A 16,495-nucleotide genomic window follows, 5' to 3' on the forward strand; every position below is an offset into this window, starting at 1 on the left:
CAGGCTCCCCGCTGGTGGGAAGGCTGGTGACGCCCTCTAGCGCCGCCCCTTCCCGCACGCTACATCGCGCGCATGGCCGCGCCTCCTTTGATCACGCTTACCGATGTCCGCCTCTCGTTCGGGGGTAAGCCCCTGTTCACAGGGGTCAGCTTCTCCCTGTCCAAGGGCGAGCGCGTCGCGCTGGTGGGCCGCAATGGCGCCGGTAAATCCACGCTGATGAAGATCATCTCCGAACGGGTGGAAGCCGACAGCGGCGAAGTCTGGCGCCAGCCAGGCATTACGTTCGCCAGTGTCGCGCAGGAGCCGGACCTTGCGGGCTTCGAGACGGTACTCGCCTATGCCAGCGAAGGGCTCGACGGCGAATACATGGCCGAAGCCGAGCTGATGGAGTTCGGCGTCGAGGCAGATGCAGACCCGGCCACCCTTTCCGGCGGCCAGCTGCGCCGCGCGGCGCTTGCCAAGGCCTTTGCTGCCGATCCGGATGTTCTGCTGCTGGACGAGCCGACCAACCATCTCGACGTGCCGATGATCGAGCAGCTGGAAACGCGCCTCAAAAGCTTCAACGGCGTCGTGCTGGTCGTCAGCCACGACCGCCGCTTCCTGGAGAATATCTCGACCAATACGCTCTGGCTGCGTCAGGGCAAGGTGCTGAAGAGCCCGGAAGGCTATGTGAAGTTCGACGAATGGGCCGAACAGATCGAGGTCGAGGAAGAACGCCAGCTGCGCCGGATGACGACGCACCTGAAAGACGAGCAGCACTGGCTGGCCCGCGGCGTCACCGGCCGGCGCAAGCGCAACCAGGGCCGCCTCGCCAAGCTGAAAGACCTGCGCGCCGAACACGCCCAGATGCGCTCCGCCCTGCAGGACCGCAAAGCCACGGCAGACCTCAGCGTCGATGCCGGGGACTCGATGAGCAAGAAGGTGATCGAGGCGCGGCACCTGACCAAGACCTATGACGGCCCGGATGGCCCGTTCACGCTGGTCAACGACCTCTCACTCAAGATCCTGCGCGGCGACCGGATCGGCATTATCGGCCCGAACGGCGTCGGCAAGACGACGTTGGTGAAACTCCTCCTCGGCCGGATTGAGCCAGACAGCGGCAGCGTGAAACATTCGAAGACGCTGCAGGTGACTTATCAGGACCAGACGCGTGAAACGCTGAACCCGAAGGACACGATCTGGGAAGCCCTCGCCCCGAATGGCGGCGACTCCATCATGGTGCAGGGCCGCCAGCGCCATGTCGCGGCCTATGCGAAGGACTTCCTGTTCGCGCCGGACCAGCTGCGCCAGCCGGTGGGTGCGCTTTCTGGCGGCGAGCGTAATCGCCTAGCCCTCGCCATCGGGCTTGCCCAGCCGTCCAACCTGCTCGTCATGGACGAACCGACCAACGATCTCGACATGCAGACGCTGGACCTGCTGGAAGACATGCTGCTCGGCTATGAAGGCACGCTGATCCTCGTCAGCCACGACCGGGCTTTTCTCGATGCCACTGTCACCAGTTGCCTCTGTCCCGTGGGCGATGGCGAGTGGATCGTCACCGCCGGCGGCTGGAGCGATGCGCAGGAACAGCTGAAGGGCTTCCGGAGCAAGAGTTCCGGAAATGCTCCGAAGGCAGAAAAACCGAAGACAGACAATGCACAGCGCCCGAAACCTCAGACGAAACTCTCCTTCAAGGATGAGCATCGCCAGAAGGAACTGGACACGCTGATCCCGAAGCTGCAGGCGGAAATCGCAAAGCTGGAGCAGGACATGTCCGATCCGGACCTCTACGCCCGCGATGCAGAGGCTTTCAACAAGAAGTCCGCCCGTGTCGGCGCGGCGCGCGAAGAGCTCGACATGGCCGAGATGGAATGGCTGGAGATTGAAGAAAAGCGCGAGGCGCTGGCAAAGTAAGCCGCTCTGGTCGTTACTCCGCAGCGAACACTTCGTTAAGCAGGCCTTACTAGACTGGGCCTGACAGATGGAGACGACGCCCATGCGCCTGGTACCCCTTCTTGCCGCCTCGAGCGCCCTTGTCCTGCTGGCTGCCCCGGCCCTTGCCGACACGCCCAGCATGAAACCCGACAAGCCTGAACCGGCGAAGGGACAGGAAACGGGCGTTTATCGCTTCGGCGCGACCTATTCCGTGCAGCCTGTCGAGACAGCCTCCGCCTGCCAGACCAGCTGCGCAGACGACGCCAAGTGTGTCGCATGGAGCTATGTCGCCACGTTTGAAGGCGCTGATGCCCGCTGTGAACTGAAGCGCGGCGGCGGCAAGGCCCGGCCGAACCCGCTGGCCACCTCCGGCGTCTCGCCAACGCTGGCCGCGAAGTTCATCCCGGAACCGAAGCCCGAACTCGAAGGCGGGCCGGACGAGGAATAAGCGCCCTAAAGCGCCCGTTCTTTCGTGGCCGTGAAGCGGATGTCCGGGTTCTTTTCCTGGGCGTAGCCGACATCCCACGCATTCTTGGCGAGATAGACCGGCGCATCGTCGAGGTCCGTGCCTGACGAGGACTTGTTCTTGTCCAGGAAGGCTTCCAGCACTTTCGGATCATCGCACGACAGCCAGCGCGCCACGTTATACGGGGCCGGCTCGAACACGACTTCCAGATTGTATTCTGCCGCCACGCGCTCGATCATCACTTCGAACTGCAGCTGGCCGACGGCGCCGACGATCATGTCCGAGCCGATGGACGGCTTGAACAGCTGGGTGACGCCCTCTTCCGCGAGGCTTTCGAGGGCCTTGCGCAAGTGTTTTGCTTTCATTGGATCTTTCACGCGGGCACGGCGGAGGAGTTCCGGTGCGAAGTTCGGGATGCCAGCGAACTTGATGTCGCCATTCTCCGACAGGCTGTCGCCGACGCGCAGCTGGCCGTGGTTCGGCACACCGATCACGTCGCCCGCATAGGCGGTCTCGGCGATCTCGCGGTCCTGCGCGAGGAACATCATCGGATTGTGGATGTTCAGCTGCTTTCCACCCGCCGTCTTCAGGCGCATGCCGCGCTTGAACTCGCCCGAGCAAAGACGAAGGAAGGCCACTCGGTCGCGGTGGTTCGGGTCCATGTTCGCCTGGATCTTGAAGACAAAGCCTGAGACCGTGTTGTCGGCGGCGTGAATGGTGACAGGCTCGCCCTTTTTCTCGGCTTTCTGGTCACGCGGCGGCGGCGCATAGGCGTGCAGCGTACGGAGCAGCTCCAGAACGCCAAAGTGGCGGAGCGCCGAACCGAACACAACCGGCGTCATGTGCCCGCCAAGGAAGGCTTCCTTGTCGAACTCCGGCAGCAGGCCAGTCGCCATCTCCATGCCCTCAGCGAGTTCGCCATAAACGCTTTCATCAAGGTTCGCCTGAAGCGTCGCCTCGTCACCGGCGATGCGAGGGGCAGCCCCAATCTTCGGCGCTTCGCCCGGGCGGCGTTCGAACTGGATCAGTTCCTTCGTGGCCAGGTCGATCATGCCGGAGAAGCGCTGGCCGCTGGCGGCGGGCCAGTAGAGCGGCGCGGTATCCAGCTGCAGCTTTTCCTGCACTTCGTCCAGCAGCGCGATCGGGTCCTGCGCTTCACGGTCCATCTTGTTGATGAAGGTCACGATCGGGATGTCACGCAGGCGACAAACTTCAAACAGTTTCAGCGTCTGCGGCTCGATGCCCTTTGCCGCGTCCAGAACCATGACGGCGCAGTCGGCCGCGGTCAGCGTGCGGTACGTGTCCTCGGAAAAGTCTTCGTGGCCCGGCGTGTCGAGCAGGTTGAAGATCAGGTCCTCGAATTCGAACGTCATCACAGAGGCCGACACGGAGATGCCGCGGTCGCGTTCGATCTTCATCCAGTCGGAGGTCGTGCGCCGCGCTTCACCGCGTGCAGCCACTTCCCCGGCCGCGCGGATGGCTCCGCCGGCCAGCAGCAGGTTCTCCGTCAGCGTAGTCTTACCGGCGTCAGGGTGAGAGATGATAGCGAAGGTCCGCCGGCGGGCGGCTTCTGCAGCATGGGACATGTTGAAACGGCTCGTCTTTTCCAGGCCGAGCCCCTAGCCGATTTGCGCCGCAGATAGAAGGGCCGGTGTCAGGCTGAGTATCAGGCCGCTTTCGGCCAGATCTGTTCGAGGTCGGGCGCCTGGCCTTCATGCACGTGGCGTTCGCGCAGGCTGGACAGGATGGTTTCCGGCAGGATGGTGAGACGGGCCTCGCCGACGCGCTTGTCCGTCACAGGGAACAGGGCCGCATTCGCGCCGGTCTTGGCGATAATCAGGGCGGCGAGGTCTTCGACCAGATTTACTTCCATTGCCACGCCTTCGCGAACATGTGCCGAGACGACCCGGGCAACGAATTCCAGCGCCTCACGCGCCCGCATGCTGGCAGGATCTCCGCAGCCAAGCACTTTCCAGCGCTTTGAGAGATGGATTTCCGGGATCGCCACGTCGACGATCTGTTCGTTCAAGAGAAACAGCATGACCCCGCCTTGCCCCATGTCCTGATTCAATTTTCAAGCTGCCCGCACGGGGTTAGCGGGGGGTTAACGCAGGCTTACGGCGGGCAAAGGAATTTGCCGGATCCTGCGACAGGATTCAGGCTCCATTTCAGGCGCCTTCCTCGACGTGTTCGGTGAGGAAATGCCGGCCTTCCTTGTCCTCGATCTCGACGACCCAGAGATCGCTGTCGCGCTTGCGGGCGCGGGCAACATAATCATCCACCTCGCGCTCATCCGGTCCGATGCCCTGAGCGGCGAGGTTCAGGAAGATGCGGTCGCCGTCCATGTCCATGGATGGGGTGTAGGCCGCGGCCGTCCCGTCCAGCCGCGCAACCTTGATCAGAACATCCCCGCGCGAGTCATCGCCATGCTGCACGATGAAACCGGACGCCCCTGCCACTTCGGCACGGCGGATCAGGGCCTCGACCCAGAGGCGTGTCGGCAGACGTTCCATCATCACGCAGCTCCTTCCATTCGGCACAGCAATTGCAGTTTGCACATGGGTGTTAACGCACTGGCAACCGACTGAGAAAGGGGCCATGGCATGAAAAGCAGCGACCTCATTCTGCTCGCACCGGCAATTGCCTTTGCTGGCGGCCTGACAGGCCTCATGCAGCATACCACCTATCCGGACGATGTGCTGTATCTCGCCACGTCCATTTTCCTGTTCATTGTCGGTGTCGCGGCCTTCGGCGGCCTGCTCCTGCTGGTCCGCGCCAGCCTGAACGAGAATGAGGACAGCTGATCTCGGCTGGCCCTGCTTCCCGTAAGAAACCGATCCCTATTCCAGGTCTTCGTCGTTAGCTCGTGGCAGGGTGACGGACACGCGCGTGCCTTTGCCCGGCGCAGAGCGGATGTCGATCTGACCGCCATGAAGCTCTGCAAAGCGTTTGACCACGGCAAGGCCCAGCCCCGTCCCCTTCACGCCGCGGGCATTCCCGCCCTGCGCAAACGGCTCCAGCGCGAGGCGAACATCTTCTTCGCTCATGCCGGCGCCTTTGTCAGTCACGGACAGGATGGCGGCATTGCCCTCGATCGCCGCTTCCAGCACCACGGCACTGCCATTCTCTGAATACTTGATCGCATTCGAGATGAGGTTCTGCCAGATCTGGCGGACGGCGCGCGCATCGGCCTGCGCCCAGACATCGTCCTCGGCTTTCAGGCGCAGCTTCACGCCAGCCCGCTCGGCCTGATTGTCGAGCTGGCGGATCACCGATTTGGCGGAGGCCGCAAGATCGACCGGCTCTGGCTCAAGACGCTGACGGTCGGCATCTGCGCGCGCGAGATCCAGCATGTCTTCGACCATAAGCAGCAATTCCTGCCCGCTGTCATGAATAATGGCCGGATAGTCCTGATAGGCTTCCGGCAGAGGGCCGCGCACGCCATGCCGCATCATGTCAGCATACCCGATAATCGCATTGAGCGGGGTTTTGAGGTCATGGCCGAGCGACGCGAAAAAGGCCGTACGCTGGCGGACCGCTTCCCTCGCCTTCGCCTCGGCATCGACGGGGTCAGCCTTGGCCGCCTGCTGAGGACGATCGATCAGCGCGATATGCGTGCCACCATCATAAGGCGTTGCGCAGAAGGCCACGGTGCGGCCGTTCACAAGATGAGTTTCGCCCGCCTGCGCTGTGGCCGCCATCAGGCTGGCCGGCATGGCTGATGGGTCCAGCACATCGCGCAGGAGCGTTCCGGCACCGATCCCCGGCAGGCCGAGCCGGTCACCATCGGCGCCGCGGATCATCCCGTCGGGAGTGACGTCCAGGAGAAGCACGCCGGATTTTGCCGGCACAGGGATGGTCGCCTTCGCCGGATGGGACACCTCGACCGGTGCAATCTCTGCGGTCGCTGCGGCCAGTTCCTCCTGCCCGCGCGCAAGATACCAGACCAGCAAGGCAAATGTCACAAGCGCTGCAAAAGCCAGCAGCCGGGCAACGCCGGAAAAGCCCGTCACGGCCTCTCCGGAAGGCAGAATCCCGATTTCGGACAACAGGATCGCAGCAAAATACGCCCCGGCTCCGAAAATCGAGGCTTCGGCCGCCATGGCAGAGTTTCCGAGGTTGAGCGCCACGAGAGGGGCAATCACGAACAGAACCGCCAGCGGAGACATGGCCGCCCCGCTCAAAGCGAGGGTGAACGCTGCAAACACGGTCCACGTAATCACCAGGAATGACGGGGCAAACTGGTTCAGAAGCCGGTCACGGCCGAGGAGAAAAAAGCCCGCCAGCCCCGGCAGGGCCGCCAACCCCAGCCAGGCGAATGACAATGCCTCTCTTTCGCGTGACACGAGAACAGAACCGGCAACCGCCGCCACCATGGCCAGCCAGCCAAGGTGTATAATCTGTAATCTCTGACGCTGCTTTTGGGGCAACATATTAATACCCCGGTGAGATTCATTAGGCATTGTGAAGGTGTCGGCGGTTTCTTGCTGTATTTGTAATGCAAGAAGCGGGCAAGCTGCTGTTCCCCCCTTGGGGAACTTCAGGCACAAAGTATCGTGTGTCGCGTGAGGGAGTGAGCGAACATGTATTCCATCAGAACGATCGGGGCCATTGTTGTCGCTATGGGAATGGCTCTCGGAGCCTCTGCCCAGGAAACAAAGGCTGAAGAGCAGAAATCCGGCGACGCGATTTCAAAATCCGCTGCCGTATACGCCACCTACCAGTCTGAAGTAACGGACGTGAAAACGAAGCCTCTCGGCTCGGCCAGCGACATCGACCACGCCCTGAACTCGCTCGGTGGACACAATCCGGACCAGCTGTCGCAAGGCTGGATCTCCTATTCCGCGCTTATCGCCTCGCAGGACCCCGAATATCGCGCCGCCGTGCGTGACATCGCAGATTTCTACGGCCGCGACGCCATGATGAACGGCCTCGCCAATGATGTGCGCTACGCCCGCACACTCAATGGCGGCGACACGGCCGTCAGCGCGGCCCTCGCCGCAACCGAAGCCGACAGCCGCCGCCTGACCAGCGCCGCCGCCTTCGTGAAGGAGCAGGCCTATTCGCTGCAGGCATCCGGCTGGGCCAAAGCCAAGATCGGCAATTCAGGCGCCAAGGCCACGGCGCTCGACCGGATCCAGAAGGCCGGTATCCCGGCCAGCCAGCCGCTGGTCAATGCCTTCAGCGCGGCAGACATCGATGGCGTGCTGGTGCAGGCTGGTGCCCCCGGCGCCCCGTCGCTTTGGGACAATGTCTCCGGGGCCGCCAGCGCGATCCGTTTCCCGGCCGCGATGACCTCCGGCCTCAAACTCAACCGCAAGCGCGTAAAATATGGCAAGGAACCGATCGCCGACCAGATCGCCACGCTCGCCGCTTTCCGCGTGATGGGCGCTGAGGCCGCCACGCCGGCCCAGATGTCCAGCGCCATGTCCGAACGCGAAACCCGCGGCTGCATGAACATGGCCAACCTGAACCTGCAACAGTGCGTTGCCGCTGCGAACCAGCAGTACGAAGTACCTTTCTGTATCGGAGAGCACGCGCTTGCCGATGTGGGTAAGTGCATCGGTGGGGTCTACCAGTAAGCCCCCTCCATCTCTCAACCTTTACCCCCGGGGCCCATGGCCGCCGGGGGTTTTCTTTTGTAGCCGGATGCCCCATGTCAGCGCCCATGAGCATTGCCGAAACCGCCGCCGACATCCGTGAAGACTTCTCCTGGCTTGAAGACTGGGAGGCGCGCTACGCCCACATCATCGACCTGGGCAAGGCAAACCCGCCTTTGGAACCGCACGAGCGGACTGAGGAAACACGGGTGCGCGGCTGCGCCAGCCAGGTCTGGCTTGTCACGGACTGGGACAACGGCAAGCTGGTCCTGCGGGCAGAGTCGGACGCGATGATCGTGTCCGGCCTGATCGCCCTGCTCATCCAGCTCTATAATGGCGCAACGAAGGAAGAGATCCTGTCCTTCGATGCCAGGGCCTTCCTCGACGAGATTGGCGTCAGCGGTGCCCTGACGGCGCAGCGTTCCAACGGCCTCGCCTCCATGCTGGCCCGCATTCAGGACGATGCCAAAGCCCTGCCCACCAGCTGACCGGGCGCGAGCAAGCCGTAGACTTCCGCCAGCTTCGTCAGTGCACTCTGCGCTTCTTGCAGGCCGTGCCCCGTCACATGCCGGAATGCCGACAGGGTAAGCCGGTCCAACACCAGCATTTCAACGGCCTCTGCCCGGTCTGCCCCCATCTTCTCTTCAAGCGCTTCAAGCCGCAAACGTGCCGCCGCCTGCAGGCGCGGATCGTCTGTGCGCCGCCCGCCCGGAGACGCCGCCAGATGATAATCCGCGCCGAACCGGCTGGCCGCCGCGCGAAGCCGGGTCTCTTCCGCGCAACGTCTTGCGGCCAGGTCCAGCAGGCTTTCCGGTGTTTTGCTTTCTGCCGGGTCCGAGACAGCGAGCGGTTTTAGCCGCACAGCCTGTGCTTCGCCCGCCTGCACCAGCCGGTCGGGATCACCGCGAAACGCCGCCAGCAGCCGCGCCCCTTTCAGCCGCGCCACGATATGCGGCGGTAACCGCCCGCAGCGGCGGCTGCGTTCATCCGCTCTCTGATGAACCCGGAAGGCTGTCCCGTCCCTTACAATCAGGCCGCCCGCTCGCAGGAGACGCCGGGCGCGCCAGCCGGACAGGGGACGCTCTGACTTAGCCGGCATGGGCGATCCGCATCTCTTCGGCTGGCGCCTCACCCAGCACCGCAACGCTGGAAAGCCCGACAGACAACTGCTCCACCCAGATGTCGAAATCCGGATCGTCGCGCAGGTCCTCGATCACCTGGCAGGCATAGGACACGGTCGACCGGTCCCGCGTGAAGGCCCGGGCGACCCGGCTGAGACTCATGCCGAGACTCGCCCGCAGAAGGTACATCGCGACCTGCCGGGCGCGCGCTTCTGCCGGAGAGCCCCGACCGCCGCTCAGCACATCCTCCGCTTTCAGCCCGAGCGCATAGGCCGTCAGGGCGCCGGCGAGATAGGCGCGGTCTTCATCTTTCTGGGGATCGAAATCCGGCAAGTCATCCTCCTGTTGTCTGGAACAGGCAGAAGACTACCCGAGATCAGGCAGTGTAGGATAACTTTCCTATTCACGCAATGCAGCGCCCGGCGCCACAAGGGATTCAGGCGGCGTGGAGGTTCGATTTCTGGTGGATAGCGGCCCCAACCGGCGGCGTCAGCAGCAGGCGGCGGCTGGCCAGTTCCTCATCATGGCACAGGACCTGGCTGATCCGGCCATCGGCCCCGGCCAGCGGCAGGCGCAGCCAGGCATGCAGCCGGTTGCCGGTCTCGATCACGCCGCCAACAGGCGTTCCGCGATCAATGGCGGCGGACAGGCCGAGCGAGAAGGTCTCCGCGGCCGTGCCAGCCACATCCTCGACGCGGCGGCCCCGGGCCTCGAATCCCAGCAGGTCGCGCAACCGGGACCCGGCGATCCGGAAACGCCCTGCCCCCGACTCGTCGAACTCGACGATGGAAATGCTGGCCAGCATGGACCGCAGGTGTCCCGGATCAATCGATTCGCGGCGCGGCACGCCGTCCGATTCGCCAAGCCGACACCAATAGTCGACGAGGCTGCGCTGGACAGCCGTTACGCCTCTGAAAACATTCTGTTTGGTCATCTTCAGCCACCCCCGTGGTGATTCGATAGAATCACCTATCGCGCGAGTTGCGGGTCCGAATCAAGAGTCTTTGTGATGTTTTGTTAACCAAGATTACCGGAATATTTTATTTCGCTTCCGGAACAACAAGTATTCGTGGCTGTATTCTTCTACTTGTCTGCCTTGCCGAGACCCATCTTCTTGGCAAGTTTTGAGCGCTGGCGGGAATAGCCCGGCGCGACCATCGGATAGTCTGCCGGCAGGTCCCATTTCGCGCGGTAATCCTCCGGCGACATGTCGTAAGACGTGCGCAGGTGCCGCTTCAGCGATTTGAACTTCTTGCCGTCTTCCAGACAGATCAGGAAATTGTCGGAGACCGATTTCCCAACCGGCACGGCAGGTTTGGGCTGGGGCGCCGCCGGCTCCCCGTCGGCAACAGACGTCAGGGACTGGTGGACCAGGCGGATCAGGTCCGGCAGCTCATCCGGCGCGACCGTATTGTTGCCGACATAGGCCGCAACAATCTTGCTGGCATGCTCGACCAGTTCCGGCCGGCCTTGCGCATCTGACTTTGCTTCTGACACCTGAGCGGTTCCCGATGAATGTAATGACCGGGCCGCACTTAATGCGGGGCCGGTAATCGTAAAATCCCAAAAAGGCAGATACGGTCCCGCTGCACCGGCAGGGCCCGCATCCTGTACCTGCTATTCAGGCAGGCCGTCAGCCAACAGCCATGAAGGACAGGAGCAACACGACACCCAGCAGAGCCGCTGTCCAGATCGCCATCGCTCCGTTGAGCGCCCCGCCCCGGGCCAGTTCGCCCCGCGGGCTGAACGCTGCCTCGATCCAGTTGTAGGCACGCCCGGTAACACGGAAGAAGGCCGCGGTCATGGCCGGGCCCGCCTTGCCCCAGACCGTGCCGGCCCAGGTGACGAGGTTGTAGCCAACCTTGCGGTAGATCCAGTCGGTATCGAGGATCACGCCCCGCTTCTCCGGCGGGTAAGCGTGGATACGCTTCAGCAGGACAAAGGCGAAGATGGCGAGCACCAGCAGCTGGAACTGGGTCAGGATATGCTCGAACGAGAACAGGTGGTGATGGGAATAGCCCATCGCCTCCTCTCTGTAAGGCAGGAGTCCGTAGAGCCATTCATGGCCGAAGCCCGGGAACAGTGCCGGCAGGCCGAGGAAGATGCAGAGACCTGCCGCGATGCCCATGGCGAGCAGCATATTGAACGGCGCTTCCTTCACGCGCAGGCCGCTGTCATGGCCGAAGAAGGCATAATACGGGATCTTGATGCCCGAGTGTTCCAGCACACCAGCCGAGGCGAACATGAGCATCAGGAAGATGACCGCATAGCCCGCCGTCGCCACTTCCGAGATGATCATCGATTTGGTGACAAAGGCCGAGAACAGCGGGAAGGCAGAGATCGACATCGCGCCGATGATGCAGAACACGGTCGTCCAGGGCATCGAGCGGTGCAGGCCGCCGAGCTGGCTGGCTTTGACGGTGCCGGTCCGGTAGAGCACGGCGCCCATCGACATCATCAAGAGGCCTTTAAAGAAAATATCCGCAAAGGCGTGGGCCGCGACGCCATTGATGGCCAGCGGCGTGCCGACACCGACGCCGCACACCATGAAGCCGACCTGGTTGTTGATCGAATAGGACAGAACGCGGCGCAGATCGTTTTCGATCACGGCGAAGAAGACCGGGAAGACGGTCATCGTGGCGCCGATCCAGATCAGATGGTCCTGCCCCGGGAACATGCGGGCCAGCGCATAGACGGCCAGCTTCGTCGTGTAGACCGACAGGACGACAGAGCCGACAACCGTCGCTTTCGGATAGGCGTCCTGCAGCCAGTTGTGCAGCAGAGGGAACGCCGCCTTGATCCCGAAGGCGATGAAGATGAACAGCACGCCCGGATCGGAGAGATCCGTGAAGGCCTCCAGCGACAGGTTCCCGCGCGACTTCAGCACATAGGCGAGACCGTTCAGCAGCAGCACACCGGAGAGCACCTGCACGCCGAGATACCGCATCGCCGCAAAGTAAGCCTCCCGCGTCTGTGCGCGCAGGATCAGGAAGACGGAGCTGATCGCCGTCAGTTCCCAGAACACGAACAGGGTCATCAGGTCGCCCGCCAGCGTCGCGGCGACCGCCGCCCCGGCATAGAACAGGGCTGCCCCATCCTGGATCCGGTCATTCGAATGCAGGGCGTAGATGCCGTTCAGCACGGCCGCAATCAGGAAGGCCAGGCTGAAGATGAAGTTCAGGGCGTCTACTCTGTAGAGCACCATTTTCAGGCCCAGCACCTGCGTCGTCACAAGGTCTGTGTTCTGGGGCGCGAAGATCAGCAGCAGCAGCGCAAGCAGCGGCGCAGCGATGGTCACCACCTGACGCGCGCTGCGCAGGGTGATGAACAGGCTCGCAATGCCTGCGAGGATCAGCACCCAACCGGGATTGAGACCTGCCAGCATGGTCGGCATTACGCGTCTCCCTCGGAAGAATGGTGCGGCGCCGGCAGGTCGTCTGCCATCGGCGCATCAGGATCGACGCCTTCGGGCGGTCCGCCCGCGTCGTCATAATAGTTTTCATCCCGGCGCAGCAGGTGGCCGAGCGGCCAGCCCATGATCACGGCGAAGGAGAAACAGACAAAGCCCCAGATGCCGTAGAAGCCGGAATAGTTTGCGAATTTCAAATAATCGTGCCGCACGACAAAGAAGTCGACCGACAGCATGATCAGCGACAGCGCCAGCAGTGCGTAGAAGATGATGTTGCCGATGCCCTTGCGGTGCGTCCAGCCGAACAGGATCTGCGAGAGCGGATGAATGCCGTCTTCCGAAGGCGTGTTCAGATTGTGCACCGACTCGGCAGCACGTTTCACGAAGCGGCCGGAATCATCACGGCCATTTTCGGTCGGGTCGCTCATGGCTGGCCTCCATCCGCGATGTAATCGACGCGGTCACCCACAGTCGGGGCAAGGAAATCGGAAAGTGGGCCGACGGCGAAGAACAGGATGATACACAGGGTGGCTGTGATCAATGGCGCCACAACGGTGGGCATCGGTGCCCCATCCGGCCGTTTGAACGGCTTCGGCTCCTTGGTACCGGGCGGCGGCAACAGGGCCAGCAGCGGGATCGGCAACAGATAGGCGATGTTCAAAAGCGAGGACACGATCAGCACCAGCGACAGGTAGACATTGCCGTGGTCGATGGCGCCCTGCATCAGCTCATATTTCGGCCAGGCCCCCGCGAAGGGCGGCAGGCCGATGATCGACATCGACCCGATCATGAAGGCGATGAAGACCAGCGGCATCTTGCGGCCGAGACCGCGCATGTCCGAGATATTGGTCAGGCCCGTGGCGACGTAGATGGCGCCTGCGCACATGAACAGCGTCATCTTGCCGGCGGCGTGCGCGGCGATCTGCAGGCTGCCGCCCAGCCAGCCGGCCGGATCTGCCAGCATCGCACCGGCGACAACGTAGGACAGCTGCGCAATGGTCGAATAGGCCAGACGGGCCTTGAGATTGTCCTTGGTCATGGCGATCAGTGACCCGACCACCATAGTGAAACAGGCCACCCACAAGACGAACTCACGCGCGGGCGTCGCCTCCAGCAGGTCTGTCCCGAAGATGAAGATGGCGATCTTCATGATTGTGAACACACCGGCCTTCACCACGGCCACAGCGTGCAGGAGCGCGGAGACGGGCGTCGGCGCGACCATGGCGTTCGGCAGCCAGAAGTGAACCGGCATCAGCGCCGCCTTGCCGACCCCGAAGGCGAACAGGATCAGTAGCGCGCTGGCGACCGCCGGGCTGATGTCGACGCCGGCCAGAAGACCGCCGGGAACGAAATCGAGATTCTGCCCGGCCAGCACCCAGGTCCACATCACGGCCGGCAGCAGCAGGCCGATGGACGTGCCCATAAGGGTCAGCAGGTAGATGCGTCCGCCGCGCTTGGCCGCCGCATCGCCCTTGTGGGTCACCAGTGGGAAGGTCGAGAGCGTCAGCACTTCATAGAAGACGAACAGCGTGAACAGGTTCGCCGACATGGCGACGCCGAGGGCGCCAAAAATGGCGATGGCGAAACAGATGTAGAAACGCGTCTGGTTCCGCTCGCGGTTCCCGCGCATGTAGCCGACGGAATAGAACGAGTTCACAATCCACAGGCCGCTGGCCACGAGGGCGAACAGCATGCCCAGCGGTTCCAGCTTGAACGCCAGGCTGAGGCCCGGCGCGGCCTGGCCAAGGTTCAGTTCCGGACGCTCCCCACCGGCCACATGCATGGCCAGCAGGATGATCACGACGAACAGCACGCCAGCGCCGGTGAAGGTCACCCCTTCCCGCAGGTTCGGCGACCAGCCCATCACGGCAATACCGGCCGCAATCAGCAGCGGCAGGACGAGCGCGGCGAGGATCAGGGTCTCAGGGCTCATCGGAATGCCTCCACACCGAAGGCTGCGGCGGCCGCGTCACGCGCGAGGCCGAGCGGGAAGTCCGCCGCAATGCCGAAATACAAATTGGCCAGCGCCAGGACCCAGAGCGGGATGAGCAGCAGGATCGGCGCCTCCTTGCGGGCCTTGCGCGGGTTGACCGGCGGCTGGAAGAACACCGCTTCCAGAACGCGGCCCATATAGATCACCGCCAGGAAGGACGAGAAGACGACCAGGCCGACTGCCCACCACAGGCCCTGGTCGAACAGCGCGAAGCCGAGCTGGAGCTTGGACTGGAAGCCCGCGGTCAGCGGAACGCCGATCAGCGACAGCGCAGCAATGGCAAATGCCGTCATGGTCCACGGTGCAGACCGTCCTAGTCCGGCAAAGTCGCGTATAGTCGTGCCCTGGTAGGTCAGAACCACACCGGCGACCGCCATGAACAGTGCGCCTTTCATCATGGCGTGATTGACCAGGTGGAACAGACCAGCCGACAGGCCCGCCGTCGTCCCGATGGACACGCCGAGGATCATGTAGCCCACCTGCGCGACCGAGGAATAAGCGAGGATCCGCCGCACGTCCGTCTGGAACACCGCCTGGAAGCTGCACACCACCATGGCGGCAATGCCAAGCGGCATGAGGATCGCGCTGAAGGCGGAGATCTCGAAGCCATAGTCAGGACGGAACACAGTGAACAGGAACCGGATCAGCGCATACAGCGCCACCTTCGTCGCCGTCGCCGACAGGAACATCGTCACGAAGCTGGGGCTGTAGGAATAAGCGTTCGGCAGCCACTGGTGCAGCGGCCACATGGCGGCCTTGAGGCCAAGGCCGACAAGGATGAAGGCAAAGCCCGCCTGCACGCTGCGATGCCCGGCCAGTTCCGGCAGGTGCGTGGAGATGTCGTGCATGTTGAGCGTACCGGTCGCGGCATACAGGAAGCCGATCCCGATAATGTAGAAGCTGGCGCCGATCGTCCCCATGATCAGGTAATTGAACGCGGCTGGCAGGGCCCGGCGGTCCCGCCCGGAGCCAAGCGCGACCAGCACATAGGTCGAGATCGAGGAAATCTCGAGGAAGACGAACAGGTTGAACGCGTCGCCCGTAATTGCCACGCCGTTGAGACCAGCGAAGCAGACGAGGAAGGCGGAGTAGAACAAGGCCCGCTTCTGCTTGGGAATTTCCGCAACCACCGTCGGCCAGGAGAATATCGAAGAGAGCAGGCCGATCGTCGTGACGATCAGCAGGATCATCGCATTCAGCGCATCGACGCGCAGCTCAATGCCAAGCGGCACCGGCCACCGGCCCACCTCGTAGGAAACGACGCCGATCGGCGACGTCTGAACCAGGCCAAGCAGGATGAGCGCGAACAGGAAGCTGATACCCGTCGCCGCAATGGAGATGATCCAGGCGATGCGGCCGGTCGGCACAAGCGCCAGCAAAGGCGCCAGAAACAGCGGCACCATGATGAGCAGTGGCGCGGCATGTGACAGCGCCCAGGCTGGCGCAGCATTCAGGATAGCGTCGATCATGCGGGCGCCTCGCTCACGGCTTTCTCCGCCTCGGCATGCTGGGCCAGCGCGGTTTCAAGATCGATTTCGTTCACTTCGTCATTCTCGATCGAGCCATAGGCTTCGCGGATCCGCACGACGAGGGCGAGGCCGACCGACAGGGTCGCCACACCGACGACGATGGCCGTCAGCATCAGGACGTGCGGCAGCGGGTTGGAATAGGTATTGGTGAGGTGCGCCACGCGTTCGGCATGCTCCCCGCCTGCGGCCAGAACGGCATCGAGCGCCGCGTGGCTGCCTTCGGCTTCCGCGCCGTGTGCGGCGCCATGATGCTCAATGGCATCCTCGCCAAAGAGGATTGGCGCAGTGCCGCCGGAGACTTTGCCGAGGGTCACATAGAACAGGCAGATCGTCGTCTGGAACAGGCCGAGGCCGACCATCCGCTTGATCAGGTTCTGGGACGCAAAAGTGATGTAGAGTCCGATCATCATCAGGACGATGACGACCCAGTAGTTCGCGCGTTCGAGCAGGAATTCCAGCATGG

The 16,495-nt window shown here is 63.1% G+C and carries 18 protein-coding genes; 5 read left to right on the forward strand and 13 right to left on the reverse strand.

Annotation, left to right across the window (positions count from 1 at the left end; genetic code table 11):
* Positions 1–63 precede the first annotated feature (63 nt).
* Both HJA_RS15365 and HJA_RS15370 read left to right on the forward strand, forming a co-directional pair.
* On the forward strand, positions 64–1,893 hold the full coding sequence (locus HJA_RS15365) for an ABC-F family ATP-binding cassette domain-containing protein (protein WP_422119972.1): 1,830 nt from the start codon (positions 64–66) through the stop codon (positions 1,891–1,893).
* A gap of 82 nt (positions 1,894–1,975) precedes the next feature.
* A complete protein-coding gene (locus tag HJA_RS15370; RefSeq protein ID WP_035583845.1) occupies positions 1,976–2,362 on the forward strand; it encodes a PAN/Apple domain-containing protein in 387 nt (128 codons plus the stop codon).
* Between the two features lie 5 nt (positions 2,363–2,367).
* Here HJA_RS15370 and HJA_RS15375 read toward each other — a convergent pair whose 3' ends face one another.
* The 3 genes from HJA_RS15375 to HJA_RS15385 form a co-directional block, all read right to left on the reverse strand.
* Positions 2,368–3,966 carry a peptide chain release factor 3 gene (locus HJA_RS15375; protein ID WP_035583847.1) on the reverse strand — a complete coding sequence of 533 codons (1,599 nt, stop codon included), beginning with the start codon at positions 3,964–3,966 and terminating at the stop codon, positions 2,368–2,370.
* A gap of 80 nt (positions 3,967–4,046) precedes the next feature.
* A complete protein-coding gene (locus HJA_RS15380) occupies positions 4,047–4,421 on the reverse strand; it encodes a hypothetical protein (protein ID WP_155840045.1) in 375 nt (124 codons plus the stop codon).
* 127 nt (positions 4,422–4,548) lie between these two features.
* A complete protein-coding gene (locus HJA_RS15385; RefSeq protein ID WP_241764383.1) occupies positions 4,549–4,896 on the reverse strand; it encodes a DUF1491 family protein in 348 nt (115 codons plus the stop codon).
* 87 nt (positions 4,897–4,983) lie between these two features.
* On the opposite strand from HJA_RS15385, the gene HJA_RS15390 reads away from it, so the two are divergent.
* Positions 4,984–5,184, forward strand: a complete 201-nt coding sequence (locus HJA_RS15390; RefSeq protein ID WP_035583851.1) for a hypothetical protein — start codon at positions 4,984–4,986, stop codon at positions 5,182–5,184.
* A 36-nt stretch (positions 5,185–5,220) separates the two neighbouring features.
* Here the strand turns inward: HJA_RS15390 and HJA_RS18205 are convergent, their stop codons facing one another.
* Positions 5,221–6,813, reverse strand: a complete 1,593-nt coding sequence (locus tag HJA_RS18205) for a sensor histidine kinase (RefSeq protein ID WP_162177080.1) — start codon at positions 6,811–6,813, stop codon at positions 5,221–5,223.
* A 150-nt stretch (positions 6,814–6,963) separates the two neighbouring features.
* Here HJA_RS18205 and HJA_RS15400 point away from each other — a divergent pair, with 150 nt between their 5' ends.
* On the forward strand, positions 6,964–7,962 hold the full coding sequence (locus HJA_RS15400) for a hypothetical protein (RefSeq protein ID WP_035583853.1): 999 nt from the start codon (positions 6,964–6,966) through the stop codon (positions 7,960–7,962).
* Positions 7,963–8,036: 74 nt separating this feature from the next.
* Complete coding sequence (locus HJA_RS15405) at positions 8,037–8,468, forward strand: SufE family protein (RefSeq protein WP_035583855.1); 432 nt, start codon at positions 8,037–8,039, stop codon at positions 8,466–8,468.
* Here HJA_RS15405 and HJA_RS15410 read toward each other — a convergent pair.
* The 9 genes from HJA_RS15410 to HJA_RS15450 form a co-directional block, all read right to left on the reverse strand.
* Positions 8,435–9,079 (reverse strand): hypothetical protein, encoded by a 645-nt coding sequence (locus HJA_RS15410; RefSeq protein WP_035583857.1) that lies wholly within the window; start codon positions 9,077–9,079, stop codon positions 8,435–8,437. The two genes, HJA_RS15405 and HJA_RS15410, sit on opposite strands and share 34 nt — an antisense overlap.
* Positions 9,069–9,434, reverse strand: coding sequence for a helix-turn-helix domain-containing protein (locus HJA_RS15415; RefSeq protein WP_051597770.1), 366 nt, complete (start codon positions 9,432–9,434; stop codon positions 9,069–9,071). Before HJA_RS15415 ends, HJA_RS15410 begins: the two co-directional genes overlap by 11 nt.
* Before the next feature lie 103 nt (positions 9,435–9,537).
* Complete coding sequence (locus tag HJA_RS15420; protein WP_035583859.1) at positions 9,538–10,035, reverse strand: PAS domain-containing protein; 498 nt, start codon at positions 10,033–10,035, stop codon at positions 9,538–9,540.
* A 149-nt stretch (positions 10,036–10,184) separates the two neighbouring features.
* Positions 10,185–10,598: a Ros/MucR family transcriptional regulator gene (locus HJA_RS15425; protein WP_035583861.1), complete on the reverse strand. Its 414-nt coding sequence runs from the start codon at positions 10,596–10,598 to the stop codon at positions 10,185–10,187.
* Positions 10,599–10,734: 136 nt separating this feature from the next.
* The gene (locus HJA_RS15430; protein WP_035583863.1) at positions 10,735–12,495 is read right to left on the reverse strand and encodes a Na(+)/H(+) antiporter subunit D; all 1,761 of its coding nucleotides are present in this window, start codon (positions 12,493–12,495) and stop codon (positions 10,735–10,737) included.
* Positions 12,495–12,938, reverse strand: a complete 444-nt coding sequence (locus tag HJA_RS15435; protein WP_035583865.1) for a hypothetical protein — start codon at positions 12,936–12,938, stop codon at positions 12,495–12,497. Before HJA_RS15435 ends, HJA_RS15430 begins: the two co-directional genes overlap by 1 nt.
* The gene (locus HJA_RS15440; protein WP_035583867.1) at positions 12,935–14,443 is read right to left on the reverse strand and encodes a proton-conducting transporter transmembrane domain-containing protein; all 1,509 of its coding nucleotides are present in this window, start codon (positions 14,441–14,443) and stop codon (positions 12,935–12,937) included. The genes HJA_RS15435 and HJA_RS15440 overlap by 4 nt, the downstream gene beginning before the upstream one ends.
* A complete protein-coding gene (locus HJA_RS15445) occupies positions 14,440–15,972 on the reverse strand; it encodes a monovalent cation/H+ antiporter subunit D family protein (protein WP_035583869.1) in 1,533 nt (510 codons plus the stop codon). Before HJA_RS15445 ends, HJA_RS15440 begins: the two co-directional genes overlap by 4 nt.
* Positions 15,969–16,493, reverse strand: a complete 525-nt coding sequence (locus HJA_RS15450) for a cation:proton antiporter subunit C (RefSeq protein ID WP_035583871.1) — start codon at positions 16,491–16,493, stop codon at positions 15,969–15,971. Before HJA_RS15450 ends, HJA_RS15445 begins: the two co-directional genes overlap by 4 nt.
* Between the last annotated feature and the right edge of the window lie 2 nt (positions 16,494–16,495).

This window comes from Hyphomonas jannaschiana VP2 (assembly GCF_000685215.1).
Lineage (GTDB): Bacteria > Pseudomonadota > Alphaproteobacteria > Caulobacterales > Hyphomonadaceae > Hyphomonas > Hyphomonas jannaschiana.